The organism is Bradyrhizobium huanghuaihaiense (genome assembly GCF_007830635.1).
In the GTDB taxonomy this organism is placed as follows: Bacteria; Pseudomonadota; Alphaproteobacteria; order Rhizobiales; family Xanthobacteraceae; genus Bradyrhizobium; species Bradyrhizobium huanghuaihaiense.
On the sequence record NZ_VLLA01000043.1, the window covers coordinates 1 to 21,837 of the forward strand.

Genomic DNA, 21,837 nt, shown 5'->3' on the forward strand with positions numbered 1-21,837 from the left:
CCACCCCAACGTGCAATTTCATTTCACGCCGACAAGTGCGTCATGGCTCAATCAGGTCGAAGTATGGTTTTCCATCTTGCAGGGGCAGTCGCTCAGCGGCACCTCCTTCACGAGCCTCAAGCAGCTTCAGGAACACATCGATGCCTACGTCAACGCATACAACGACAGAGCCGAGCCCTTCGTCTGGACCAAGAAAAAGGTCCGTCAACGCCGTTTCAAAGGCCGCCGTATCACTCAGCTCTGATTCCGGGTACTAGGCGCGGCAGCGACAGTCCTTTTTTTCTTGGTCAATCCACGCGCTGCGGGCGTTGGCCTTAAAGAGCGCGGCGTGATCTCTCTGGTCATCATGGTGGTCGGCAGTAGCGTACCGTGCGCGATATTGTACGGCTTAGGCGCTTTGGCTCGCCGTGTTTTTGCGGGAGCGACTTGAAGAGCGAGTTCGGCCGCTACAACTTCGGCCTGCTCCTGCGATGGCTCGCAGAACTCTTACGTGCCATCATCCGGGCCTTCGCCGAAACTGTCCCGGCTCAAAAGATCGCTTAAATCATCGCTCGTCCGCGTTCTTCACGGAGGACTCTTTATTTATTTGTTTGCACTGCTCCCTTGAGGATTGGGAATGAGCCTAAATTGGCCGCCTATGCGTCAGGTTGTGGTCAGCCAAGCGGTATATCCTCCTCCGCGCGGAGCTTGCGCGGCACGAGCTCCAGCGTGCAATTGTGCCGAGAGGAGAGCGAATCTGATGTATGGTAGAATCATTGGATCGTCCAGCCAGCCTGGAAGCGCCAGCCATGTTGATGAATCTGGAGATGAGGGAGAGAGCCCCCGATTTGCGGACACAGTTGCGGGTATGGAGCCCGGTACGTCGTCGTCGGTGACAACGACGCCATACTCTCTGGCTTCCAAGCCGCCGATCATAGAGATCTATCATCAACGCTCCTTCGAAAACGGACTGAGGAGATTTTTGGACGGCGACGACATCACGCACATCGCCGGTAACCCACAAGAGTACTCGGATCACGTGTCCAAGAAGGCTTGGCGCACAAGAGCGGTTGCTGGAGCCTACCTCAACACTCCCGAATATTCAAACAAGCCAGGACGATTCTACAGCTATCAGTTAGGTGACGAAACTGTCGGGCTTTTAAAAGCAGGTGGGCCGACCGAGCAGTTCACGTCCGTGGTTGAGCTTCGGGTTACTCATCCGTTGGTCGAGAACGCGGGCGATATTCTGCTGGAGCATCAACTGCGACAGGACGGCGACCATCCCTTGGTCTTGTCACGTCCTGGCATGGAGGGCATGGAACCCCGCCTGACCAAAATGGGTTTTGTCCACATGGGTGATAATAATTGGGTGCTTGATCCTAACCAGCATCCCGAAGTGTGGACGAAGAACGAGAGCAACGAGTGGCAGCGAGTAGACAAACCTACTAAGTATCTTACTAAGGTCGAGGATAGTGACACCGCTTCTAGTGACACCGCTTCTGAAGCAAGTGACGAAAGTGCCGAAACGACCTCTTCAGGTGGTGATCCGTCATCCCTCTTGGCGCAGTACCTCGAACGAATGCGCATGGAGTAGAACAGCCGCAATAAAGAGAGACCTTGGCAGGAAATAGCGGCTGTTTCGTGAATGGACGCGGCGCCGCGAAGGTCCTAGCGCTAAACGAGGGGGGCGTACGTTAGCAGCGTGCGCCCCATTCGCCTGCCTATCCTATTCAGAAAGTAGAGTAAAAAGGCACTCCGCTCCATCACAGTGCGAACCACCGATGCGAGGGGCGACCGCCGGTCTTGGTCGAGGCGAACCGCTGCTCGATCTGCTTGGACTCGAGAAGCTGTTGGGTGATGTCGTTCAGGCGGCGCAGGTCGAACTCGCCGTTGACCATCTTCTTCAGCGTCGAGCTAGTCACGCCGTCCGATCCGGCTTCCTTGATCCAGCGGCGGACCTTCAGGTACTCGGCCTGCTTATCGTTGAGGGCCAGCCGGTCGCTGACCTCGACGATGCAGTGCCGGGTCGAAAGCTCCATCAGCTTCGCCGCCCAATCGACCAGATCGCGCGTTAGCACGGGCCGGATAGGATCGACGCCGATGGCGACGATATGGGCGATGCGCAGGGCGACTTCCATGGTGCGGGTCCACAAAGCAGCCAGGTCGGGCGAACACGCCTCCCCTCGCCGCTTGAACGCCAACCTCAGTTCCATCCACCGTTCCTTCGCGCCGACGCCCCAATCGGCCACGCGAGGCCGCAGGATCGGACGCGACGACGAGTCGCCCAGGTTGCCCGCCCCGTTGTGGGTGATGATCGCCCGGCAATCCTCGATCAGCTTGGTCGGCGGTTCGAGCGACGCCTTCGGCTCAACGCCGTCCGCCGGGTCGCCGGTGATCGTGAGGACGAGCCAGCGCGGCAGGAAACCGTCCGAGATGCCCTTGCCCGACATGGACGGCCAAAAGTCGTGAGGCGTGGACGTGCCATAGATCGAGAAGTTGGGGTTATAGATCGGCACGGCGCTTTCGGCCGCCGACGCGGTGCCCTTATAGAGCGAGTCCGCCGAAGTGAACATCTGCATGAGCATCTGACGAATGCTCGACTGATGCGTCCCGGCGCGCCGGTCCATGATCTTCGCGATGAAGGCCCCGAACTCGTCCATGAGCGACAACTGCGACGGGTTGTGCTCGATGGTCTTGCGGAGCGCCGAGTCGGACAGGAAGCCTTCCGGCCCGAGATAGCGATCGAGGCCCGCTTCCACGGCCAGCCGGGACAGTGCCTTGCGAGGATGGTCCTTGCCGTAGCCAGCGGGGGCCAGGGCGACGATGTAGAGGTTGGTGCGGAGATTGGTCGGTCCCGCGTGATGCCGCCCAGCGAGCGTCCCCACGAAGCCCAGAGCAGGCCCCAGGGCGAGCGGACGCGACGGGCTCGACGTTGACGCGGCGATCCAATCCATGATGCCCCCGACCAATCCCGGCGGATGGCACAGGGCCTCCAATTCCGCCATCGTGGGCGTCGTTTCGTTGTGGTCGGCATCCGTAGAAGGATCTTCAGCGGCCTCGCCAGCGGGCTCCGCAGGCACCGTAGCGGGCACGCCAGTGATCGTTGCGAGCGCCGCCAGTTCATAGGGCTGCGGGTTCGTCTTGACCCACGGGGTAATGCCCGCCGCCATCTGGCGCTCGACCCAAGAGCCCGGCTCCATGCTCGGCGCAGCTTCAAGGATGGCCTTCTCGCGCGAAGCGATCCGGGCGGCGTCACGTTGAGCGGCTTCCGCCATCAGCGCGGCTTCCTTCCGGCGCGAGCGCAGGTCGATCTCGACGCCGAAGTTATAGCCAAGCTGCTCGCCCAGCCATTGCACGGCCGCGTCCCGCTGCGCCTCGCCAAGCTCCATCGCCTTCATGACGACGTTGATGGGCGTGAAGGTCTCCATGGTGCCGAAGTCCTGAATGCCGCTCGGATCGAACGACAGGTTCGGGTGGCGCTTCGCCATGGGGCGTCCCGAGCCGGACGAACGCCAAGGGGCGACCGCGCGGTACTTGGACCCGAGCCACCGGCCCTTCGGCAGCGCCAGCTTGCCGACCCACGAATGCAGGTTCGCGAGCGCGTCTTCGTTCAGCTTGCGGAAGAAGTCCGTCGAATGGCACTGGCTGACATCAGGGATATCGGTCGGCGGCTCATAGCGCCGGTCCGCCTGGGGATCATAGCCATACGGCTTCAGCGCCTCGCCGATGCGCTCGGCGATGTCGTCGGGCAACTCGGTCAGTTGGTCGAGGCGCACGTCGAGCAGCGTGTCATCGGTCCACCAATAGTAAGGCTCGCCGGTGTCAGGATGGATCGAGGGCGGCAACACGGTCTGCTTGCCTTCAGCGAGAAGATCGACAAGGCCGACGCGGTCAGGCGTGCGGAAGTTGCGCGAGCGAATGGCGTCGGTGTTGCCGCGATAGAAGAGCGAGATGCCCTTGCGGCCCTTCTTCTGCACGTTTGACTGCGGCAGCATCGCAAGCAGCGCGTCCATCGCGGGCTCGAAGTCGATGTCGATGCAGATCAGGCCAAGGCCGCAGGCCACGCCGACACCGGCGTTCGGCCACTTAGACCAATAATTGATCTGCAACTGGCTAGGCCGCGTGGTGCAGTAGTCGTTCCAACCCTTGGCTGCTTTCCAGCTATCGTCGGCATAGGTGCCGGGCAATTTGCTATTCGGCATAATCGGGATCGGGCTGTAGCCGTTCTCAAAGAGCCCCGGTCCGGCCTGGGTGAATGGCGAAGCGATCATCAGCGTGAATCCTTAGAACGGGGCAGTGCCAGCGGTGACACGCTTGCGCATGTTCTCGCCGTATGAATTGAGGATGGTGGTCAGGAAGTTGCCCCACTCTTTCTCGCTCAGTTCGGACAGGTTGAACTTGCCCAGGCGTTCGAGGTAGGCACCAGCGTCAGCGCCAGCGTCTTGAAGAGCAATAGTTTCGGTCGCAGTCAGAGTCTTTGGCGTCATGTGGAAGACGGCCTTTCCTAGTGAGATACATTCAAGCTCTTCGCAGAGCCAAAGGATCGGCCTGCCACCCTTCGGGGCGTAGCCAATGCCGGTTGCTTCGCGGCGGCAGACGCCGCAGCAAATGGGCTCGGGATCAAACACGCGCATTGTTGTCGTTGCTCGCTAGACGTTGGCGGATCACGCGCTTGATCTGCGACACGCAGTTGTCGGCAGACCGGCAGTCGCCGGCGCTCGACGGGAAGAAGAACTTGACGCTCTTCCCCTCGCCTAGCTGCACCACAACATACGGATGCTTCCCCGCCATCGACGGCTCGAACGAGTAGCCGTGCTGCGTCAGGTAGGCGCTCAGTTTGATGAACGACTCGTTGCGCCGAAGCGCCCTATTGAAATTCCCCATGTTCGTCCCCCTTCAAAACGGAATGTCGTCGTCGAGATCGGTGTTGTCCCAAGGCGCTCGGGTCTGCGGCAGCGGCGGCGTGATCTGCGCATTCCACGGAGCCGTGGTGCGAATCTGCGCGACCGGCTTCTGATGCCCAGGCATCACGGCCCGATGGTTGTCGTTCGCCACGGGAGTCGATTGCCAAGGCTTCAGCTTCGCCGCCACGGCAGCGCGGTACGCCGCCGCCTCTTGCGGCTTCCCGTTCAGTTCGAAGTTGCGAGCGATCATGTCATCGCGGCTCGGAGGCGGTGCCGCGACGAACGACTGCGTCTGACCTTCCGGCGCGATCTCGCCCAGCTTGCGCGCGACGATCTCCCAATGCTTGCCGTTTGCCTTGATCATGATCTCGGCGGTCTCACGGCATTCCTTCGCGCGCTCGAACGTCTCTTGGATCGAGAACGGCGCGTTGTCCTTGCCAGTGTGTTGCTTCCACCACTTCTCGAACTTGACGCGAGCGAAGCCCTTGTGCTCGGGGCAAATCCATTCCTTGTGAGAAACGGTCCCGCACAAATACTCGACGCGGATGCTAGGCGTGCCCCCCGGCTTGTCATGGCGATAGAACGTGCGCCGCTTCACCGGCACCCAATCGGGTTTTGACGTTGACATGATGGGCGTCACGTCGGCGGTCTGCTTGATGTTCTTCTCGACATCGCGCTCGAACTTGTGACCGCAATCGGGGCACTCGCTAAGACCGGCGAAGATCAACGAATGGCACGTCGGACATTCCTTCACCGGGGCCTCGCCGCCGCCCTTCCCCGGCTTACGAATCGTGACGCGATCAATGGGGCCGTGACGCCGGACGTTGCCGCCGAAGTCGAGAACGAGGCAGTCTTCTTTGCCGTTGCGGATGGACTCTTCGTAAGTGTCGCCCAAGAGCCGCGTTCCGCGTCCGCACATCTGGACGTAAAGCTGCGTGCTATCCGTCGCGCGCAACAGCGCGATCAGGTCGAGCCGCTTAATGTTGGTGCCGGTCGTGAGCACACCGAAGTTCGTGACAGACGTGAGTTTGCCAGACTTGAGATCGTCAAGAATCCGGTTGCGATCACCCTTCTCCATGCCCCCGTGGATCGTTTCACACGAATAGCCGCGTTCGCGGATCGCATCGCGAACATTGAAAGCGTGCTCAACGCCAGCACAAAACAGAAGCCATGACCTTCGCGGCCTCTCGTTGCTGGCCGCGTAGCCAATGATTTCATCGACTGCCGCCTTCGTGATCTCGCCCTGATCGAACACCGCCTTGAGCGACTTGTCGGTGAACTCGCCGCCAGATCGGCGAAGCTTGCTCAAATCGACCATCGTCTTCGCGGTGGCCGTGGCCTTCGAGACCAGCGGACAAAGGAAGCCCTTTTCGATTAGCTCGCGGATCGAGATTTCGTAAACGATGGCGTCGAACATCGCGTCGTCGCCATCCGTGAGCATGCCGGAGTTGGTCCGATACGGCGTCGCGGTCAGGCCCAGGATCAACATCTTCGGGTTGATCAACTTCAGAGCGGCGATGAACTTGCCGTACATGGTCTCCGCATCTGGCGGCAGCATGTGCGCTTCGTCGATAATCAGAAGGTCAACGTGGCCGATGCGGGCAGCGTGCCGCCACATCGTTTGGATGCCGCCAAAGACTATCTGCGCGTGCGCTTCTCTGCGGCCGAGGCCAGCCGAGAAAATGCCAGCCGGGGCGAACGGCCAAAGCCCCATAAGTTCGGCGTAGTTCTGTTCGATCAATTCGGAGACGTGCGTAGCCATGACGATGCGCGTCTGCGGCTCGAACCCGATCATCTCTTCTGTGATGGTGCCGAGCACCGGCGACTTGCCGCCGCCGGTGGGGATCACGATGAGCGGGTTTCCGTCCGGCTTTTCGGCCCAATAGTCATAGACAGCGTCGATTGAGTCGCGCTGGTAATAGCGAAGCTTGAAAGCCATCAGAGAGCAGCCCCAAACAGTGAATTGTCGTTGGCTGCGCGAGCCGGATGGCCGGGCAGATGAAACAGGTTCGGGACACCGCCGGTCTTGCCGACCTCGTTGCCCCATTGGCTCCAACCGGCGCGCGCGTGACGCGCGAACAGTTCGATGTACGGGCCATCGAGAAGGCGTTCGATGCGGTTGTAGGCTTCGAGCGGCTTTGCCGAGCGCTCACCGCGCGGTGCGAGGATCGTGCGATCATTCGGATCGAGATCGAGGATCAGGCGCTCAACGCCCTTGCCGTTGCGCTTCGGCTTGCCGCGCGTGCCGAACAGGCAAATCTCGGGGTTGGCGCGAGTCCAATAGCCCATGCCCATGTGAGGGCGCAGAGCACGACCGACCTTCACGTAGTAGAAAAGGACGGTCTTGTATGTGAAGCCCCACTCGGCGAGCACCTTAATGCCTTCGTCGATCATCGTGTCGATGACCCAAAGGCCGCACGCAGCGTCTTCCGGCACGATCTCTCGGACCGGCAGCGCCTTGATCTCGTCAAGCGGCATGCAGTCATAGTGCTCTTCAGGCGAGCGCTCTTTGCCTTCCTCGCTCCACGTCTCGAACATCCAAGCCGGGTCCGCGTAGACGAACGGAAAGTTCATTGCAGAACCTCCGTCAGATCGGGCTCATGGTCGGTGTCGTCATCGCGCGAGGATGCCGACAGGTCGAAGAAGCTGATCTTCCCCTTCTTGAGCGGCTGATGCGTCGCCTTGTGATGGCAGTCGCAGTACGACTTGTCGTCGGTCGCGGGCGCGCCGCAGACGAAGCCCTCCATGCCGGATTCCCCAGGCAGGAAGAACATGCACTGGCCGCGCTTCGTCTCGACGAAGCGGGTCTTGAACGGATAGGCGGACATGCGCGTTATTCCCCTTGCGCTGTGTAGTGATCGGTCAGGCGGATGAACTCGGCGAAGGTGATCTCTTCGCAGAGAGGTTCGGTGTCGCGAGGATCGGGCTCGCCGGGGAGCGTGGCGAAGACGCTTCCGCTTTCGGGATGGTGCCAATAGCTGCGCTGCGGCTCGGGCTTCACGCCGTCGCGCCACTCGCGGCCGTCATGCAGCGTGTAAAGCGCCCACTCTTCTTCATCGCTCGCGTCGATCAATTCGCCTGGGACGAGCGACGGCAGGAAGATATGAGCCGGACAGGCTTGCTTCTGCTCGGCGAGTGAGAGCGGGTTATTCCAGCGGGCGCAGGACCACGCGGCATCGCCGAACATCTCGGGCGTGGCATGGATGCAGGTCCGGCAGGTCAGGCGAGCGAACGAATGCTCATGGCAGTTGGCGAGATGGTTGCACATCGTCCGGCACTTGAAGGCCATCTTCGCGTTTGGATCGTCGTGCAGACGCGGCGGCGGGTTCGCGTACTTGATGATGCGCTCGGCGCGAGCGAGCAGCCGGATCGCTTCAGCGTGGTCCGTCTCGATGCGTTCGCTGATGACTTCGCCGGTGTTCTTGTTCCGGCAGATGTAAAGGCCACGCTCGAAGCCGAAGAGATGGCAATAGGTGTTCAACTGCACCCAATGCGCGAAGTAGCCCTCGCGGACGCCGAGCTTCTTCACCTTGTCCCAATAGGTGTCCTTCATCGACTTGGCTTCGACGACGTGCCAAGTCTTGGGAGCTTCCGGCAGGCCGAGCACCTTGCCGTCCGTCTTGCCGCGAACGTGGCCGGACACGGCCGTCACGCGGTATTGCTTGCCGCGATCATCGACATCGTCCACTTCGCAGCCGATCATGCGCAGCGCGTGGAGCAGCCGCGTCTCTTCGATCTCGCCGGTCTCGAACGTGATGGCCTTCAGGCCGTCAATCACTTCGGGCTTCGAGGCCCAGCGGAAGGCGTACCAAAGCGCTCGCTCGCACTCTTCACCGAGCAGCGAGATCGAGATGCCGATAGAGTCCCAAGCTTGGCTGCGCGCCTTCGCATAGGCGGCATAGATGGCTTCGGTCGTGGCGCTATGGGGTCTCGGCAACGGTGCCATCAGACAAGCCTCTATCGTTCGCGCCGAAGCGCGTTGTGCAGACTGGATTGTGAGGGGGAGGAAGAAGGTGCCGGGGCCGAAGCCCCGGCGTTAGTTCCAGCGTGCCGTTAGGCGGTACGCTGCCAAGGCATCTGACGGCCGCCGCCGGACGCAGCCGCCCCGCCGTTCTGCGTGGAGCGCGCGGTCGAGGGGTTCGCCTGGGTGGTGGTCGTGGTGGTGGCCTTCACGTTGTCGTTCGCGGCCGGGGCCTTGCTCGGCGGCGGCTCGTTCGCGTTGCCCGCATGGATGAACTTTTTCACGACCATGCGTTCCTTGTCGGAGTTGTCGCGGCCCTTGTAGGTCTCGACATCGAGATCGGCGTAGAACGGCTGGAACAGAAGCTGGTCGGTGTCGGTCAGGTTGGCCTTGCCGATGCCGGTCGCTTCGGCGAGCGCGGCCAACTGAGCCTGACCGATCTTCTGCGCGGTGATGTTCTGATGCGTGACGTTGATGTTGCCGAACACCTTGACGCCTGCGAACTCGCCTTCGACGACTTCCGCCTTGTACTCGAACAGATCACCGGTGTTCTTCGAGTTGCGCTTGACCTCGCCCTCGACGATGTTGAGCAGGTAGCGGTCGCGCGGGATGATTACACCACCACCGCCTTCCGCATCCTTTTCATTCACGTCCGAGAGGTTCACGTTCAGTTGTGCCATGTTTATCTCCTATGGCGTTGTGTTGGTGGTGATTAGGCGGCTTCAGCGAGGGGCGCAGGCAGGTACTTGGCGAGCGCCGCGTAGCCTTCACCCTTCTTGAACTGCATCTCAGCGGGCATGCTGAAGCGGTTGCCAGCGATGAAGCCGGGGCGCTCTTCGAGGAACATCCAGCGAGTGCCGCCGCCTTCAGCGTGCGTAAGCTGCTTGTTGAAGCCCGCATCGACCTTCTTGATCGAAGCCTTGAAGTTGAGGAACGCGATCACGTCGCTGTTCGCTTCGATGATGTCGGCGGCGTCCTTGTGCAGGTTGACGCGATAGCGCGAATACGGATCGGTCGTCGGCGATTCGAAGCGGCTGATATCGCAGTGACCGAGTTGCACCACGGCCATCTGCCGATGCGAGCGCAGCGTCATGATGCCGTCGATGTATTCGAGGAAGATCGTCGCCGCGATCTTGTAGCCCTTGCCGTAGCCGGGCTCTTCGATGGTCTTCCAACCGTTGCGCGCGCAGGCTTCCGCGCGGATCAGGTTTTCGAGGCCCGTCGTCGAGTCGAAGATCGCCGTGGCGTAGTTGTGCTCTTCGTTGACGAGCGCGCCGATGGCCTCGCACAGATCGTTGTAGCTGCGGACTTCGATGGTGTCCGCGACGATGCCCGCCGGGACGCTTTCGCCAGCCGCCGTCTGGATAAACACCGGACGCGGAAACTCCGCAGCCAGCGACGATTTGCCGATCTTCGGCACGCCATAGATCGTAATGATCGGTTGGTCTTCGGCAGCCGACTTCTTCTTGACGCTGCCCTTCAGTGAGATTGCCATGTGGCTCCCCGGTTAGTGCTCGACGGCGTCGAGCTTCAAAGTCTTCGTCCACACCAGCCGGTCAACAAGCCGGTAGCCGGTGCGATTGATCGTCTCGATCTTCACGGAATGGGGTTCGGTCTTCGACCGGATGCGCGACATGAACATCGCGACGCTGTGATCCGGGCGATCTTCGGTGCCGTAGAGAACGAGCATCGCCATCTCTTTCGTGACGGTGTCGTTCGCGAGCAGCGACAGGAACAGGTCGCGTTCCTTGGGGGTCAACCGCCAGTTGGCGGGCAGAGCGGCGGATGCGCGCATAGAGTTGCGCAGTTCGACGAACCTCTGTTCGAGCGCCCCGACGCGCGCGACCAGCGCTTCCTTCGTTTCGTTAACAAATTCCATCCGTCGATACCGCTTGACATCCGTCACCTATCCGGCTTTAAGCCGAATCAGTTGGCAACTTTTCCGTGAAACCGCTGAACTTTCTGTAACGGACGGAATCGGAGGCGTCAACGGATGGCAACGGATGAATAACAAAATTCATCGGACGGTCCGTCGCCGGGCATTGGTAACAGGGCATTTGTCTTCGAGTAGCGATCCCGAGACAGCTAGTTTAGAGAAGAAGGGGCTATCGAAATGGTGATCAGCAGAGTGCGTGGGGGGCTGGGAATGAAGTCGCGAGCAGATGAGAAGCGCACCAAAGCGCATCCGGCGCTCGAAACCATCAAGGCGAGGATTGCGGAACGTCTGGTGGCCGCCGGACTATCGGGAAGAGAGGCTTCGGTTCGAGCGAAGCTAGGACTCACATACGCGAACGACATTCTTTCAGGACGTTCGCTAAATCCAACGCGCGAGACACTTGCTAAGCTTGGAACTGTTTTGGACGCCGACGCCGACTATTTCTTCGGTACTCAGAGCAGCCCCCGAAACCTTCCACCCTCCAACCTGCTGCCAATGCGCGAAACCGTCGCGGCTGAAGCTCCTCTCCCCGCCGCAGCGATTCCATTGTTCCAGATCGGCTTGACCGATCCTGACGGCTTCTTCGCTCTGAGAGCAGATCGTCGGACCGCATGGACCTCGTCGATAACTTCGAACGGCGATGCCTACGCCATCACTGTTCCCGACGACTGCATGGCTCCGCGCTACCGGATCGGTGAAGTTGTCGTTGTGAGCCCAAACAAGCCCGTGGTGCATGGTGGCTTCGCGCTAGTGCGCCAAAAGGACGACCGCGTTGCGATTCGGCAGATCGTCACGATCTCCACCGACAAGATCACAGTGCGGTGCCTCAACGGGGAAGCCGACATCGATATCCCCCGATCCCAGGTGAAGGCGCTGGAGCGCATTATCGGTTCTTGTGAATTAGTTTGACTTAGTCCGATTGATTTGTCCGTCGCCATCCGTCACCATCCGTTGACATAACGGATAGGAGTCCATATGGTCCGTTGCCACTCGGGAGAGGCAACGGACCATGCAAAGCATCAAATTAGTAGTTTTGGAGTCGCCCTACGCTGGGGCGGTCAACGACAACGTCGCCTACGCGCGGCGTTGCCTGAAGGATTGCGCGCTTCGCGGCGAGAGCGCCCAGGCTTCGCACCTTCTGCTCACTCAGGTTCTCGACGACACCAAGCCGGATGAGCGCGCGCTGGGGATCGCGCTTGGTCTCGCTTGGCGCGAGGCCGCCCACTACTCCGTCTTCTACACGGATCGGGGGTGGTCGAACGGGATGCAAGACGCGCTGAAGAGCGCGCTCGAAGAGAAGCGTCCCTTCAAGCTCCGCGCGCTCGACGGCTCGGTGAAATTCCCCAACCCCTACTTGCTGCCGCTCAACCTGTACGAAGCGGTCGATCACTCGAAGGCTCCCGCCAATGATGCGTGAGCCCTCGCCGACCGACAAGCTCGCGCTTCTGCGCGCGCACGCTGCGTTGAGCGTCGGCGATTCGATGGTGGCTCGCCGCCATCTCGCAACTCTCGATGCCGTCGCGATCCGTGACGAGATCGACGTGGTGATCCGCGCCGGTCTGAACGATGACGCATTGCATCGTCTCCGTCTCTTCACCCATCCGAAATTTCCGTCCGTTGACGAGTGCAAGGCGCACGTCGGCAGCGAGCGCCACTTTCACACGACCAAGCAAGGGAGCCTTCTGTGAAGTTCAAGATCAATCGTGACACTCTCGCCGACATCGTAACGCGCGGCGTATCCAGCGCACCGAAGAACTCGCCCGCTGTGATCGCGAACAACGCGCGCATCATTGTGCAAGATGGCACGATCTCCATCGCCACGACCGACTTCGAGATGATGGTCGAGGCGACGGGCGCATGCGAGGTCGAGGCCAACGGCGCGACGACCGTCGATGCGACCAAGCTGAAGGCAGTCGTGGATCGTCTGCCGAAAGGTGTCGATGTCACCTTCACCATGGACACGGCAAAGTACGAACTGATCGCCAAGGCGGGCCGCTCGCGCACCACCTTCCCGACGCTCGCCGCTGAAGACTGGCCTGCTCGCGACTACGCTATGGACGGCGCACAGTTCGCGCTCGAAGGCTCCGATCTCGTCCGGCTGTTCGGCCACACCGCCCAGGCTCTTTCGACCGTGCTCAACTCGCCCATGCAGGGCGTCTTCCTTCACGTTGCCGACGACGGCAAGCGGCTCGCTGCCGTTGGCACCACCGGAACGATCCTGTTCAAGGCGACCGTCCCTGCGCCGGACGGTGCCGACGACATGCCGATGAACGACAACCGCCCCGGCGTGATTTTGTCAGCGGAGACCGTCAACGCCGTGCTGCGCCTCTATCGCAGCGCCGACGTTGTGAACGTAATCGTCAACGCCAACTCGATCTTCTTCTACACCGACACGACTCGCTTCTGCTCTTCGCTGTTGGTAGGCACCTATCCGAACTATCTGCCGCTCGTCTCGAACCCGGCGGCCGAGAGCGTTGTCGTGAGTCGCGCATCGTGCGCCAGCACGGTCGCCCTGCTCGAAACCTTCGCGTCGAAGGAATTGGGCCATCGCTTGCAGTGCGCCGGTTCGGAAGATGGTTTCGTGATCGCGGTCGGCAGCCAGACCGGCGGCAGCGTTGACGTGGTCGAGGCGACGATCAACGGCGACATCGCCGCGTTCGGCATCAACGGCATGTTCATGAAGACGATGCTGAACTCGTTCCGTGCGAGCAGCATCGCGCTCCACCCCGACCACCGCAATCGTCGCATCATGTTCCAGGCGGATGACGAACATCTGACCGGCGTCATCGCCATGATGAACATCGCGACCGATCTCGCGTCCGGTCCGAAGCATGAGTAGCCGGACCCGCGACCGTGCCAATCGGCGCACGGTGACGATGCCCGACCGCGTCGGCCCTCATGTGAAGCTCGTCTTCGCAGAGATGGCGCGGCTCCGCGTCACCTATGACGAGACCGAGGAAGGTTCTGGCGTCCGCCGCGCTTCGATCAAGGCGTGGCGGCGCAAGAACAAGCCGGGGCTCGAGTCTCTCGAAGCGGTGCTCGGCTTCCTCGGGTGGGACTTCGTCGCGGTGCCGCGCGCGAAGGTTCTGCCCGAGCAAGTCCGCGCGGAGCTTCAGCCCATCGCCGACAAGCTCGGCCTGACCATGCCGCAGACGGTGACGGCTCTGATCGAGATCGTCACCGGCATCCACGAACGCTTCCCCTTCCTGCGCGACCCGACCGCGATCCGGCCGGTGCGTTTCAAGGCGGAGCGGAAAGAACGGCCGACCATCCACCCTGATCAACACTCGCTCTTGCAGGAAGTCCAAACCCATGTCGCTCACTGACATCAACGACATCACCACCCAGCGCATGGTCGAGGCCGCCCGCTCGCGCAACGCGAAGCCGAACGTCGACTCGGTCGCGCTTGCTCTTCTCGACGCCCGCTTCCGGGCCTTCGAGATCAACATGCGGATCGACGCCGTGATCGCGGGCGTGCGCGAGGTCTCCCGCCGGGTAGAGGTCGAAATCGCCGACAGCTAATCGCCACACGTCGAGCCCGAAAAAGCTAGTGATTTCGGGCTCTTCCCCATCTCCTTGCAACCGCTCTCGGTCCGGTTTAAAACCGGATCATCCGTCGAGAAGCCGAAATCGCAATATGAAAGCAGCGAACGACAATGTGCCGCTGGGCACCATTTCGACCACCGCCGAAGTGATGGTCCGTCTCCGCGTGTCGCGCAAGACGCTTTACGGTTTGGTGGCGACACATCTTCCCGACGCGGCTCGCGTCGGTCGCGAATATCGCTTCGAGGAAGCGGACATCATGACTATCTGGCGTGGAATGAAATCATCATGCGACTCTATCTCTGGCAACGAACCCCCGGCAAATCGAACTGGATCATCCGGGGGACGGACGACAAAGGGCAAGAGGTCCACGAGTCTACAAAAACGACTGACAAGAAAACGGCCGAAGCTCTCCGCATAAAACGCGAAGGCAGGCTGCTCACGGAGATCGTCCACGGCAAGCAGGCCGTGGTGACATTCCATGAGGCCGTCGAGTCGTATCTCGATAACGGCGGCTCGCCTCGCTTCTTAGGGACGTTCGACGAAGACACACGCCAGTGGTCTGGCCTCATGAAAGAATTGGACGGCGTCCTTCTGAAGGACATCACCCAAGACCGGATGAACAAGATCGCGGCGACGCTCTATCCCAACTGCCAATATGACACGATCAACCGGCAGCTATGGACACCGTTCATTGCGATCTGGCGCAACGCCTGCCGCGCCGAGTGGGCTACACCGAAGTTATGGGTGCGCGCGAAGAAGCCGAAGGGGACGAACGTCGTCTCGATCAAGGCGAAGCGCGTCGGCTCCTATCCGGTCGATTACGCCACGGGCTGGCGCTTCGTGCAGGGGCTCGGCGTCGCCAACCAGATCATCATGACGATCCTATTTTACACCGGACTGCGCCCCATCGAACTATTCGTTATGGAGACCTCCCAGGTCAACGTCCCCGGCCGTTGGATCACGATCCCGAAGTCCAAGATCGGCGAGCCGCGCGGCGTCCCGATCCATGAGGCCATCGTTCCCTTGCTGGCCGACATGGTCGAGAACCGGCCCGGTAAGTTGGTCCGCACATGGGAAGGCGCTCCCTTCACCGTCTATGACGACAACGGCGGCCAGATGAAGAAGGCTATCGCCGCCGCCCGGCTACGGACCCATGTCTTCGACGTGGCCCCGTACACCGCCCGGCACTCGGTCTCGACGCAGCTAGTCGTCAACGGGGTGCATCCGCACATCAAGGATCAGATCATGGGGCACGCAGCCGACGACATGAGCCGCCTTTATACCAGTGTGCCGCAACCGAAGCTGATCGAGGCCATCAACACGCTGCCGACCTTCCCGGATTGGCTCAATGCCGATTGGATGAAGACGCCGGTCACGCTGACCGCCCGCAGGGCGAAAATGCTAAGTAAGGCTGAACGCGACGCAGGAACGCGCGCTTTTGAAGAGTGGCGAGCCCGTCGAGCAGCATAGTTGTTTATGTAATTTCCAGCCCGGCCCATAGGGCGGGCGCAATGCAGATCACGGGGTCGTCGTCTGCCGACTTCTGAATCAAGCCCTTGAGTCGTAAGATGTCATAGTTGACATCGTGGATATAAGTCACTTGGTTAGCATTGCGCCGGAGGCCAAGCACACCGTGCCAAAGCAACATCGTGAAAATGGCTTCGGCCGGAACTGTCTTGCTGACATACTTTTCTATCAATGACAGGACCTGCGAGCGAGACATCTCGCGCGGCTCTCCCAGAAATGCGTACAGGACGTTCCCGGCATCGGGTAATACGTCTCTGATTTCCAGACCGATCTCTTTGATCGTTTCGGTCGAGTACGTTGATAAACCTTCTTTGATGTCCTGCTCGTCGATCCGGTGGCGGTCAAAATTGATGGCGTTTCCTCGGCAATAGTTCAGCAGTCGGATCAGATAGCGTGGCCTCATCATAGAGTGCGCGATGAGAAATTCGAGTGAGTTCTGCCCGTCGACCATTGGAACGCAAAGGGAGTGCCAAATTTGGCCAGCATCAACGTTTCGGTGACTGTGCGCGATACGTCTCCTCACAAGTTGCGCCAACAGCTGCGGATTGGTCCAATCGACCAGCACGACGGTTTCCTTCCCGCGATCAGACGTGTGGGACAGCAGCGCTTCGTACACATCGTTCCGCAGAAAAACTGAGCTTGAGAACTCAATCCCTTGACGACGGAAATCGTTGCCAAGTTTGCGAGCGGCTTCGATTAGGGTTCGAATAATCACGACATCGGCTTCTTCCAGTCCTGTCGCGTTCCAGCCCTTGTCGATGTTGTCGAAGAGAATAAAAACCAATCCCTTGTTGGACGTATACGCAGCCACCTGTTCTCGCAGTTTACCAAGGCTGCTTTGATAGAGAAGATTGGTGAGCTGATCGTCACTAAGATCTACGCCTTCCCGATCCTTAAACGTGTGAGCGTAACGCTCGGACAGTCGATCAATCAGGCGCAAAAGACGGTCCGAAAAACTGATTCCTGCCGTAGACGTTTCTTCACGGTAAAACTTCATCAGGCGTTGGTATGGCTCGAAGAGCTTGTGGTTGCGCTTGTGAACATCCTCGTCTTTTTCCAGCAGCTTACCGCAAATTTCGAGCAGCAGCACGTACTCCCAGAAGGCGGATAGCAGAAACTCCTTGCTGCCCGCAGCCAGCCAGCGCAGGACGAGGTCCTTCAATTTTTTTAGCTGATAAGCTTCAGGACTCAGGTCGATGATTACGTTTGATCTCGCGTCCTTCAGGCGGTTTCGAACCTGGTAAAATATTGCTGTCTTTCCTGATCCCTTGCGCCCGACAACAATTTTTGCCCGGCCATCAAGCACCTGCCGGAACTCGTCGCGTTCGAGAAAATAATCGTCCAGCGCGTCTTCTTCGTTTTCAGCGGCTGGATCGCCAAAGTTCAGTGTTGCCAGCGGGTTTTTAGGACCGGGTGCAGGAAGCGCACCCGCGTATCTTACCTCGTGTACCTTCGCGGCAAACTCGGTGAAAGCCGTCGCAAGTTGAGCTTCAGTGTGGTAGCTGACCGTATCGTCACGGACGTCGAGCGGGACCGGCCAGTTTCCCTTCTTCAGAAGTAAGGTTGGTTTGCCAAGCGCGTGTGAGATGCCCGCGACAAATGCGGTTCGAAGATTGTGCTCCTTTGCCCCCTTCATTTCAGGCGCGAGTAGTTGCAGCACGACACCGCTGGAAATCGCAACTGCTCTAACTGCATCGGTCGCCGACAAACGCGCCTGGTCGAATTGATCGTAAGTGCGCGGCCTTAACCCCGCTCGTCTTGCGCGAGTCACAAGTTGGTTAGCGTCGTCTGTCAACACCGGCGGGAGAACAATATAGAGCGGCAAAGGGTCCAGCGGATAGTCGGTCGCGAACCTTCTGCCTGGTTGGGCAACATTAAGTAGGCCAAGCAGGTCGTTGGCTGTCGCGTACTGCTCGTAGAGCAGAGTGTCGAAAATGCCGACCTCTTGCGCCTCTTGCTGGCTGTGAGCGAAGGCACGACTAATGATCGGCAAAGCGCGCTTGCCGAGCCCGATCCCATAGCCGAGCTCGTAGACAACGTTGAAATTGAGGTCCGTGATATCGCCTACGACAATGTCGGCGTCGCTGATCGCTTCAAGAATAGGTGCAATTACTGGCTGTCCAGAAAGATCATCTCTCTTCCAAGTTGTGATATCGACTGCTTTCCCGAAGGCGCGTTTTGTCGCTTCGATTGTTTGTCCGATATCGGCAGGCAGCGCAGGGTATGCTACGAATATTTTGGTCATGAACGGACCTCTTTGATCCGTACATATACATTTGCGCGATTGGTTTGCCTATTTTCAACCGGCTGTGTTGACGAAATTTCAGCCTTGCCAAGGCGGCGATATTGCTGCATTAGAAAATTAGCCAAGAGGCCGTGCGCGGGCTCTGTCAACGGGTCCCCAGGAGCAACAAGATGTAACCCATTGAAGCCTTGTCAATTTTCGCTTCATTGAGATGTCGTAAGCGCGCTTTTGGCGCGCTTACTCTTTTGGCGTCACACGACGCCCCCGATTAATTACCTGATTGTAGTTCGGCAGCCATACGCTGGCGCCTTGAGACTTCCGGCTCGATTCGTATAACCGCCTACGGCACGGCCGTCTACTACGTGTATAAGCCGTGCGCGCCGCTGGGTTAGGCAAACAACTCTTTGATTTTTCTTGCAAAATAGGAATGGCCCGCAGCCTTCACACGGGAGAGGTCCAAGGTTCGATCCCTTGTGCGCCCACCATTTCAAACCTGAATTCAATGATTTAGTCGCTGGCTTCCCCTGTAATGTGCCCCAAAAAAGCGGGGGCACAATAGGGGCACATCGGCTCCTACCTTGGTCAGTCGTTTCCGAGAAGCCAACCATCCAAGAGCAGACGGCAGGCGCGTTATTGCCGAGCATGTTTTCGTAAAGAGCATGCGATGCTGCTCTAGACTTGCGAGCAACAGCGACGACGCGCGTGAAGGCTTTGGTCTAGTCCGCAGCGCATGAAAGCGCCGCTCGCGATCATCGCGGATTCGATGGCAATTCCCGCCGAACATGGACTGCGGAGGTCTAGGTGGTTACAATTATGGGTTGACTCGTCTGGGGGCAGACGGGCGTACGAACAAGGGGGTAGGCCGTCTGTCGACCATCACCGCGACTGATCTCACGTCCGCGCTGACAGGGAATCCGGAAGCACTCGACGTTCACCTCATGTTGGTGGAGCGCGACGTCCTCATCGAGGGTCATTCGGTCAAGATCCACTGTCATTGCCTCACAGTGGATGGAAACGGCCGCGTCCAGCCGCACCGGCTGGCGGAGTTCATGCGGAACGCCGTAGTCGACTATGCGATACCGCGCTCGAAGCTCGCTGCAGCGAAAGCGCGCGACGCCAAGTACAATAGCACCGAGGCGGTCGCCGAACTCGTCGAGCGCGCCAAGCGGTCGTTCACCGATTTGGCGAAGACCGGAGAGGGCGGCGAGATGCTGCTGTTCTTATTGGCCGAGCGCTTCCTCAAGCTGCCTCAGATTCTGTGCAAGATGGATCTCAAGACAGACACGCGCCTACACTACCATGGAGCCGATGGGGTGTACGCTGGCGTGATGCCGGAAGGCATCCCGAAGCTCTACTGGGGTGAATCCAAAATCTACAAGGACGCGGGAGCCGCGATCCGCGACTGCCTCGCCTCACTCGCTCCCTTCCTCATTGAACCAGAACACGAGGAAACCGACAGGGAACGCGATCTGGTGCTCCTGAGCGACAAGGCCGACCTCAGTGATGCGACGCTCACCGACGCGCTGAAGAAGTATTTTGACAAGTCGTCGGTGATGTCCAAGCGGGTCCAATACTGCGGCGTGGCCCTGGTGGGCTTCGACGCGCCGTTCTATCCGAAAGATGACGTAAAGGCGATCGCGGAGGAGATCGTTGAGGCCTCACGCGCGGAACTGGCCGTTTGGAGCAAAAGGATCGGCGAGCGGCTCAAGTCGGAGAAGCTCGACCAGATGGAAATCGAGCTGTTTTGCATCCCGCTGCCGTCGGCCGACGGCTTCCGCGCCGCATTTCTCAGAGCGATGGGGATTAAGACGGAATGAGCCTAGTCGGTCTCCAGTCGTGGCTTCTTCAGGAAGGAATTCGCGACGATCTCGATGCGATCATTCGACTCACCGTGCGCACCGAACTTGACAACCTAGTGCCCGAACCCGCCGCCCCCTCTGCCGTGGCGATCGATTGGCCAAGGCTGCTGCTCGCCGGCAGCATATTGGCGCGGTCCGATCAACGGATCGACCAGGAGGCCGCGCTCCGGATCGCAACTGCGGCGATCTCTCTGACGGACGATCAAGCACTCAAGGACGCGGGCGCTGTCCTGTTGGGCAAGCTCTCCAATTACCGGGCCATCACGCTAGCCAACGATCGCCACCTACTGACGGCCGGTCTCGACCGGACGGCTAGGTGTGGCGCTGCGCCTTGAATCCCAGCGGCGCGAGATGGACCGTTCCATCCTGGTGGAATCGAGCGGCGCTTGGCTGCAGGTGAACGATTTTCAGCAACGCTTCTGGCCAATGCGGGCGGAGAAAGTTGGCTCTCGGCGTCCGCCCCCACTGCCTCCGGGAAGACGTTTCTCGTCCTTCAGTGGTTGATCGACCAACTAAGCGCGGGTGACACCCGGGTCGCAGTCTACCTCGCCCCTACCCGCGTGTTAGTTTCGGAGATCGAGACCACTCTCCAAGGTCTTCTCGGCAAGACCAAGCGCATCGAGGTGTCGTCCCTTCCCCTCCGTGACAAGTACGAAGCGGCGCGCGCTGGAGGCGCGCAAGTAATTCTAGTCTCCACGCAGGAGCGGCTGCACCTTCTCGCCAACGTGCTCGGCGACGCGTTCTCAATTGACCTGCTTATCGTGGACGAGGCGCACAAAATCGAGGACAGCCAACGCGGCGTGATCTTGCAGGACGCCGTAGAGCGGGCTAGCCGTGCGAACTCGAAGCTGAAGGTCGTATTCATCAGCCCCGCGACACAGAACCCGGAGGCATTGCTAACGGACGCGCCCGACGGTGTGCAGACTGTCGCCGTCGACAGCGACGCTCCCACCGTTCTCCAGAACCTGATCGTCGCGAACCAAACCCCACGCAAGCCGAAGCTCTGGAACCTGACCGTCCGACAGCAGGGTTCGACACTTCCAGTCGGAACGCTCCAGCTCGCAAGCACGCCAGCGGGACTTAGGAAGCGCCTCGCCTTCATCGCCGCAGCGGCGGGCCAGAGAGGCGGAACGCTCGTCTACACGAACGGCGCCGGAGAGTCGGAGGATGTCGCCGATCTGGTTAGCCAGCTCCTGCCTCAGCCTGGCTCAATCGATCCGGAGCTTGCACAGCTCGCCGACCTCGCCCGGAAGGGCGTACGCCCCAACTTCCGCCTTGCACCGCTCGTTGAACGCGGGGTCGCGTTCCACTTCGGCAATATGCCATCGACGCGGCATCGTGGCGCTTCGAGAGACTGGCCGCCGAAATGGACCCGAGCCGCATGAATGTGGTGAGCAGATAGGCGCCCGAGTCCTTGAGGTTGGCCGAGATGATCCGCGGGAACATCGAGTGGCACCGTACCACCGGTAGGACCTACAGCCTTCCGGTGCAGATCCGCAACACGATGGAGCTGGTCGAGCAAGTCGCGCGATTCAAGGCGCCGAAGTATCTGTCCGCCTACATGGATGTCCTGCACATGCATCTCCGCCAGATCAACCGTGAGGACCTGATTGATCACGGCTTGGACATCGGCACACAACTTGAGTTTGGTATTTCGTCGAGGACCCTCCTCTCACTCATGGAACTCGGTCTCTCCCGCATGAGCGCGGTTGCCTTGTACGAGAAGACCGATCTCAGTAAGGAGGAATGCGTGGCGTGGGTCACCGAACGCGAAGGTCAGCTCGAAGCCATGGATTTCCCGGTCATCATCGTCCGCGAGCTACGCGAGCGGCTTCTGCCGCTCGACGACGTGGACAGCAATTCTACCGCTTGATTGGAAT

24 protein-coding genes and 1 pseudogene are annotated in these 21,837 nt (G+C 60.0%); 14 read left to right on the forward strand and 11 right to left on the reverse strand.

Annotated features, from left to right (window positions below; all coding sequences use genetic code 11):
- A pseudogene (locus IQ16_RS41175) lies at positions 1-244 on the forward strand (IS630 family transposase); the annotation flags it as partial.
- A gap of 495 nt (positions 245-739) precedes the next feature.
- Positions 740-1,573 carry a host specificity protein gene (locus IQ16_RS41180; RefSeq protein WP_244442005.1) on the forward strand — a complete coding sequence of 278 codons (834 nt, stop codon included), beginning with the start codon at positions 740-742 and terminating at the stop codon, positions 1,571-1,573.
- Positions 1,574-1,742: 169 nt separating this feature from the next.
- Here the strand turns inward: IQ16_RS41180 and IQ16_RS41185 are convergent, their stop codons facing one another.
- From IQ16_RS41185 to IQ16_RS41230, 10 genes are all read right to left on the reverse strand, one after another.
- On the reverse strand, positions 1,743-4,250 hold the full coding sequence (locus tag IQ16_RS41185) for a bifunctional DNA primase/polymerase (protein WP_038967876.1): 2,508 nt from the start codon (positions 4,248-4,250) through the stop codon (positions 1,743-1,745).
- 12 nt (positions 4,251-4,262) lie between these two features.
- The gene (locus IQ16_RS41190) at positions 4,263-4,613 is read right to left on the reverse strand and encodes a DUF6511 domain-containing protein (protein ID WP_038967875.1); all 351 of its coding nucleotides are present in this window, start codon (positions 4,611-4,613) and stop codon (positions 4,263-4,265) included.
- Complete coding sequence (locus IQ16_RS41195) at positions 4,600-4,863, reverse strand: hypothetical protein (protein ID WP_038967874.1); 264 nt, start codon at positions 4,861-4,863, stop codon at positions 4,600-4,602. The genes IQ16_RS41190 and IQ16_RS41195 overlap by 14 nt, the downstream gene beginning before the upstream one ends.
- A gap of 12 nt (positions 4,864-4,875) precedes the next feature.
- The gene (locus IQ16_RS41200; protein WP_038967873.1) at positions 4,876-6,822 is read right to left on the reverse strand and encodes a DEAD/DEAH box helicase; all 1,947 of its coding nucleotides are present in this window, start codon (positions 6,820-6,822) and stop codon (positions 4,876-4,878) included.
- Positions 6,822-7,457 (reverse strand): MT-A70 family methyltransferase, encoded by a 636-nt coding sequence (locus IQ16_RS41205; RefSeq protein WP_038967872.1) that lies wholly within the window; start codon positions 7,455-7,457, stop codon positions 6,822-6,824. The genes IQ16_RS41200 and IQ16_RS41205 overlap by 1 nt, the downstream gene beginning before the upstream one ends.
- Positions 7,454-7,711, reverse strand: coding sequence for a hypothetical protein (locus IQ16_RS41210; RefSeq protein WP_038967871.1), 258 nt, complete (start codon positions 7,709-7,711; stop codon positions 7,454-7,456). Before IQ16_RS41210 ends, IQ16_RS41205 begins: the two co-directional genes overlap by 4 nt.
- A 5-nt stretch (positions 7,712-7,716) precedes the next feature.
- Positions 7,717-8,829 carry a hypothetical protein gene (locus IQ16_RS41215; RefSeq protein ID WP_038967870.1) on the reverse strand — a complete coding sequence of 371 codons (1,113 nt, stop codon included), beginning with the start codon at positions 8,827-8,829 and terminating at the stop codon, positions 7,717-7,719.
- Positions 8,830-8,936: 107 nt separating this feature from the next.
- On the reverse strand, positions 8,937-9,524 hold the full coding sequence (locus tag IQ16_RS41220) for a DUF669 domain-containing protein (protein ID WP_038967869.1): 588 nt from the start codon (positions 9,522-9,524) through the stop codon (positions 8,937-8,939).
- Positions 9,525-9,556: 32 nt separating this feature from the next.
- Entirely contained in the window at positions 9,557-10,339 is a 783-nt protein-coding gene (locus tag IQ16_RS41225; protein WP_038967868.1) for an ATP-binding protein, read from the reverse strand.
- A 12-nt stretch (positions 10,340-10,351) separates the two neighbouring features.
- Positions 10,352-10,750: a helix-turn-helix domain-containing protein gene (locus IQ16_RS41230; protein ID WP_244442004.1), complete on the reverse strand. Its 399-nt coding sequence runs from the start codon at positions 10,748-10,750 to the stop codon at positions 10,352-10,354.
- A 240-nt stretch (positions 10,751-10,990) separates the two neighbouring features.
- Here IQ16_RS41230 and IQ16_RS41235 point away from each other — a divergent pair, with 240 nt between their 5' ends.
- The 8 genes from IQ16_RS41235 to IQ16_RS41270 all read left to right on the forward strand — a co-directional run bounded on the left by IQ16_RS41235 (position 10,991) and on the right by IQ16_RS41270 (position 15,796).
- Positions 10,991-11,689, forward strand: a complete 699-nt coding sequence (locus tag IQ16_RS41235) for an XRE family transcriptional regulator (protein WP_244442003.1) — start codon at positions 10,991-10,993, stop codon at positions 11,687-11,689.
- Positions 11,690-11,789: 100 nt separating this feature from the next.
- Positions 11,790-12,197, forward strand: a complete 408-nt coding sequence (locus IQ16_RS41240; RefSeq protein WP_038967866.1) for a DUF7768 domain-containing protein — start codon at positions 11,790-11,792, stop codon at positions 12,195-12,197.
- Positions 12,187-12,468 carry a hypothetical protein gene (locus tag IQ16_RS41245; RefSeq protein ID WP_038967865.1) on the forward strand — a complete coding sequence of 94 codons (282 nt, stop codon included), beginning with the start codon at positions 12,187-12,189 and terminating at the stop codon, positions 12,466-12,468. The genes IQ16_RS41240 and IQ16_RS41245 overlap by 11 nt, the downstream gene beginning before the upstream one ends.
- On the forward strand, positions 12,465-13,619 hold the full coding sequence (locus IQ16_RS41250; protein WP_038967864.1) for a beta clamp domain-containing protein: 1,155 nt from the start codon (positions 12,465-12,467) through the stop codon (positions 13,617-13,619). The genes IQ16_RS41245 and IQ16_RS41250 overlap by 4 nt, the downstream gene beginning before the upstream one ends.
- Positions 13,612-14,106 carry a hypothetical protein gene (locus IQ16_RS41255; RefSeq protein ID WP_038967863.1) on the forward strand — a complete coding sequence of 165 codons (495 nt, stop codon included), beginning with the start codon at positions 13,612-13,614 and terminating at the stop codon, positions 14,104-14,106. Before IQ16_RS41250 ends, IQ16_RS41255 begins: the two co-directional genes overlap by 8 nt.
- Positions 14,093-14,302 carry a hypothetical protein gene (locus IQ16_RS41260; RefSeq protein WP_038967862.1) on the forward strand — a complete coding sequence of 70 codons (210 nt, stop codon included), beginning with the start codon at positions 14,093-14,095 and terminating at the stop codon, positions 14,300-14,302. Before IQ16_RS41255 ends, IQ16_RS41260 begins: the two co-directional genes overlap by 14 nt.
- 115 nt (positions 14,303-14,417) lie before the next feature.
- Positions 14,418-14,744 carry a helix-turn-helix domain-containing protein gene (locus tag IQ16_RS47735; RefSeq protein WP_108914089.1) on the forward strand — a complete coding sequence of 109 codons (327 nt, stop codon included), beginning with the start codon at positions 14,418-14,420 and terminating at the stop codon, positions 14,742-14,744.
- Positions 14,660-15,796, forward strand: a complete 1,137-nt coding sequence (locus IQ16_RS41270; protein ID WP_369525143.1) for a tyrosine-type recombinase/integrase — start codon at positions 14,660-14,662, stop codon at positions 15,794-15,796. Before IQ16_RS47735 ends, IQ16_RS41270 begins: the two co-directional genes overlap by 85 nt.
- Positions 15,797-15,800: 4 nt before the next feature.
- Here IQ16_RS41270 and IQ16_RS41275 read toward each other — a convergent pair whose 3' ends face one another.
- Positions 15,801-18,098 carry a P-loop ATPase, Sll1717 family gene (locus tag IQ16_RS41275; protein ID WP_038967860.1) on the reverse strand — a complete coding sequence of 766 codons (2,298 nt, stop codon included), beginning with the start codon at positions 18,096-18,098 and terminating at the stop codon, positions 15,801-15,803.
- A gap of 938 nt (positions 18,099-19,036) precedes the next feature.
- Between IQ16_RS41275 and IQ16_RS41280 the strand changes: the two genes are divergently transcribed.
- Genes IQ16_RS41280 through IQ16_RS47045 form a run of 4 tightly spaced genes read left to right on the forward strand, consistent with a single transcriptional unit; the run spans position 19,037 to position 21,830 of the window.
- A complete protein-coding gene (locus IQ16_RS41280; RefSeq protein WP_225895011.1) occupies positions 19,037-19,915 on the forward strand; it encodes a HamA C-terminal domain-containing protein in 879 nt (292 codons plus the stop codon).
- Positions 19,912-20,292, forward strand: a complete 381-nt coding sequence (locus tag IQ16_RS47035; protein ID WP_011084976.1) for a hypothetical protein — start codon at positions 19,912-19,914, stop codon at positions 20,290-20,292. The genes IQ16_RS41280 and IQ16_RS47035 overlap by 4 nt, the downstream gene beginning before the upstream one ends.
- Positions 20,293-20,343: 51 nt before the next feature.
- The gene (locus IQ16_RS47040) at positions 20,344-21,342 is read left to right on the forward strand and encodes a DEAD/DEAH box helicase (RefSeq protein WP_244636057.1); all 999 of its coding nucleotides are present in this window, start codon (positions 20,344-20,346) and stop codon (positions 21,340-21,342) included.
- A gap of 44 nt (positions 21,343-21,386) precedes the next feature.
- A complete protein-coding gene (locus IQ16_RS47045; RefSeq protein ID WP_026312617.1) occupies positions 21,387-21,830 on the forward strand; it encodes a hypothetical protein in 444 nt (147 codons plus the stop codon).
- The last annotated feature ends 7 nt before the right edge of the window (positions 21,831-21,837 follow it).

What these genes read in the sequence shown, in the direction of transcription:
- IQ16_RS41180 (WP_244442005.1), top strand. Translation starts at nt 740, where the DNA reads ATGTATGGTAGAATCATTGGATCGTCCAGCCAGCCTGGAAGCGCCAGC.
- IQ16_RS41185 (WP_038967876.1), bottom strand. Translation starts at nt 4,250, where the DNA reads ATGATCGCTTCGCCATTCACCCAGGCCGGACCGGGGCTCTTTGAGAAC.
- IQ16_RS41190 (WP_038967875.1), bottom strand. Translation starts at nt 4,613, where the DNA reads ATGCGCGTGTTTGATCCCGAGCCCATTTGCTGCGGCGTCTGCCGCCGC.
- IQ16_RS41195 (WP_038967874.1), bottom strand. Translation starts at nt 4,863, where the DNA reads ATGGGGAATTTCAATAGGGCGCTTCGGCGCAACGAGTCGTTCATCAAA.
- IQ16_RS41200 (WP_038967873.1), bottom strand. Translation starts at nt 6,822, where the DNA reads ATGGCTTTCAAGCTTCGCTATTACCAGCGCGACTCAATCGACGCTGTC.
- IQ16_RS41205 (WP_038967872.1), bottom strand. Translation starts at nt 7,457, where the DNA reads ATGAACTTTCCGTTCGTCTACGCGGACCCGGCTTGGATGTTCGAGACG.
- IQ16_RS41210 (WP_038967871.1), bottom strand. Translation starts at nt 7,711, where the DNA reads ATGTCCGCCTATCCGTTCAAGACCCGCTTCGTCGAGACGAAGCGCGGC.
- IQ16_RS41215 (WP_038967870.1), bottom strand. Translation starts at nt 8,829, where the DNA reads ATGGCACCGTTGCCGAGACCCCATAGCGCCACGACCGAAGCCATCTAT.
- IQ16_RS41220 (WP_038967869.1), bottom strand. Translation starts at nt 9,524, where the DNA reads ATGGCACAACTGAACGTGAACCTCTCGGACGTGAATGAAAAGGATGCG.
- IQ16_RS41225 (WP_038967868.1), bottom strand. Translation starts at nt 10,339, where the DNA reads ATGGCAATCTCACTGAAGGGCAGCGTCAAGAAGAAGTCGGCTGCCGAA.
- IQ16_RS41235 (WP_244442003.1), top strand. Translation starts at nt 10,991, where the DNA reads ATGAAGTCGCGAGCAGATGAGAAGCGCACCAAAGCGCATCCGGCGCTC.
- IQ16_RS41240 (WP_038967866.1), top strand. Translation starts at nt 11,790, where the DNA reads ATGCAAAGCATCAAATTAGTAGTTTTGGAGTCGCCCTACGCTGGGGCG.
- IQ16_RS41245 (WP_038967865.1), top strand. Translation starts at nt 12,187, where the DNA reads ATGATGCGTGAGCCCTCGCCGACCGACAAGCTCGCGCTTCTGCGCGCG.
- IQ16_RS41255 (WP_038967863.1), top strand. Translation starts at nt 13,612, where the DNA reads ATGAGTAGCCGGACCCGCGACCGTGCCAATCGGCGCACGGTGACGATG.
- IQ16_RS41260 (WP_038967862.1), top strand. Translation starts at nt 14,093, where the DNA reads ATGTCGCTCACTGACATCAACGACATCACCACCCAGCGCATGGTCGAG.
- IQ16_RS47735 (WP_108914089.1), top strand. Translation starts at nt 14,418, where the DNA reads ATGAAAGCAGCGAACGACAATGTGCCGCTGGGCACCATTTCGACCACC.
- IQ16_RS41275 (WP_038967860.1), bottom strand. Translation starts at nt 18,098, where the DNA reads ATGACCAAAATATTCGTAGCATACCCTGCGCTGCCTGCCGATATCGGA.
- IQ16_RS41280 (WP_225895011.1), top strand. Translation starts at nt 19,037, where the DNA reads ATGTTGGTGGAGCGCGACGTCCTCATCGAGGGTCATTCGGTCAAGATC.
- IQ16_RS47035 (WP_011084976.1), top strand. Translation starts at nt 19,912, where the DNA reads ATGAGCCTAGTCGGTCTCCAGTCGTGGCTTCTTCAGGAAGGAATTCGC.
- IQ16_RS47045 (WP_026312617.1), top strand. Translation starts at nt 21,387, where the DNA reads ATGATCCGCGGGAACATCGAGTGGCACCGTACCACCGGTAGGACCTAC.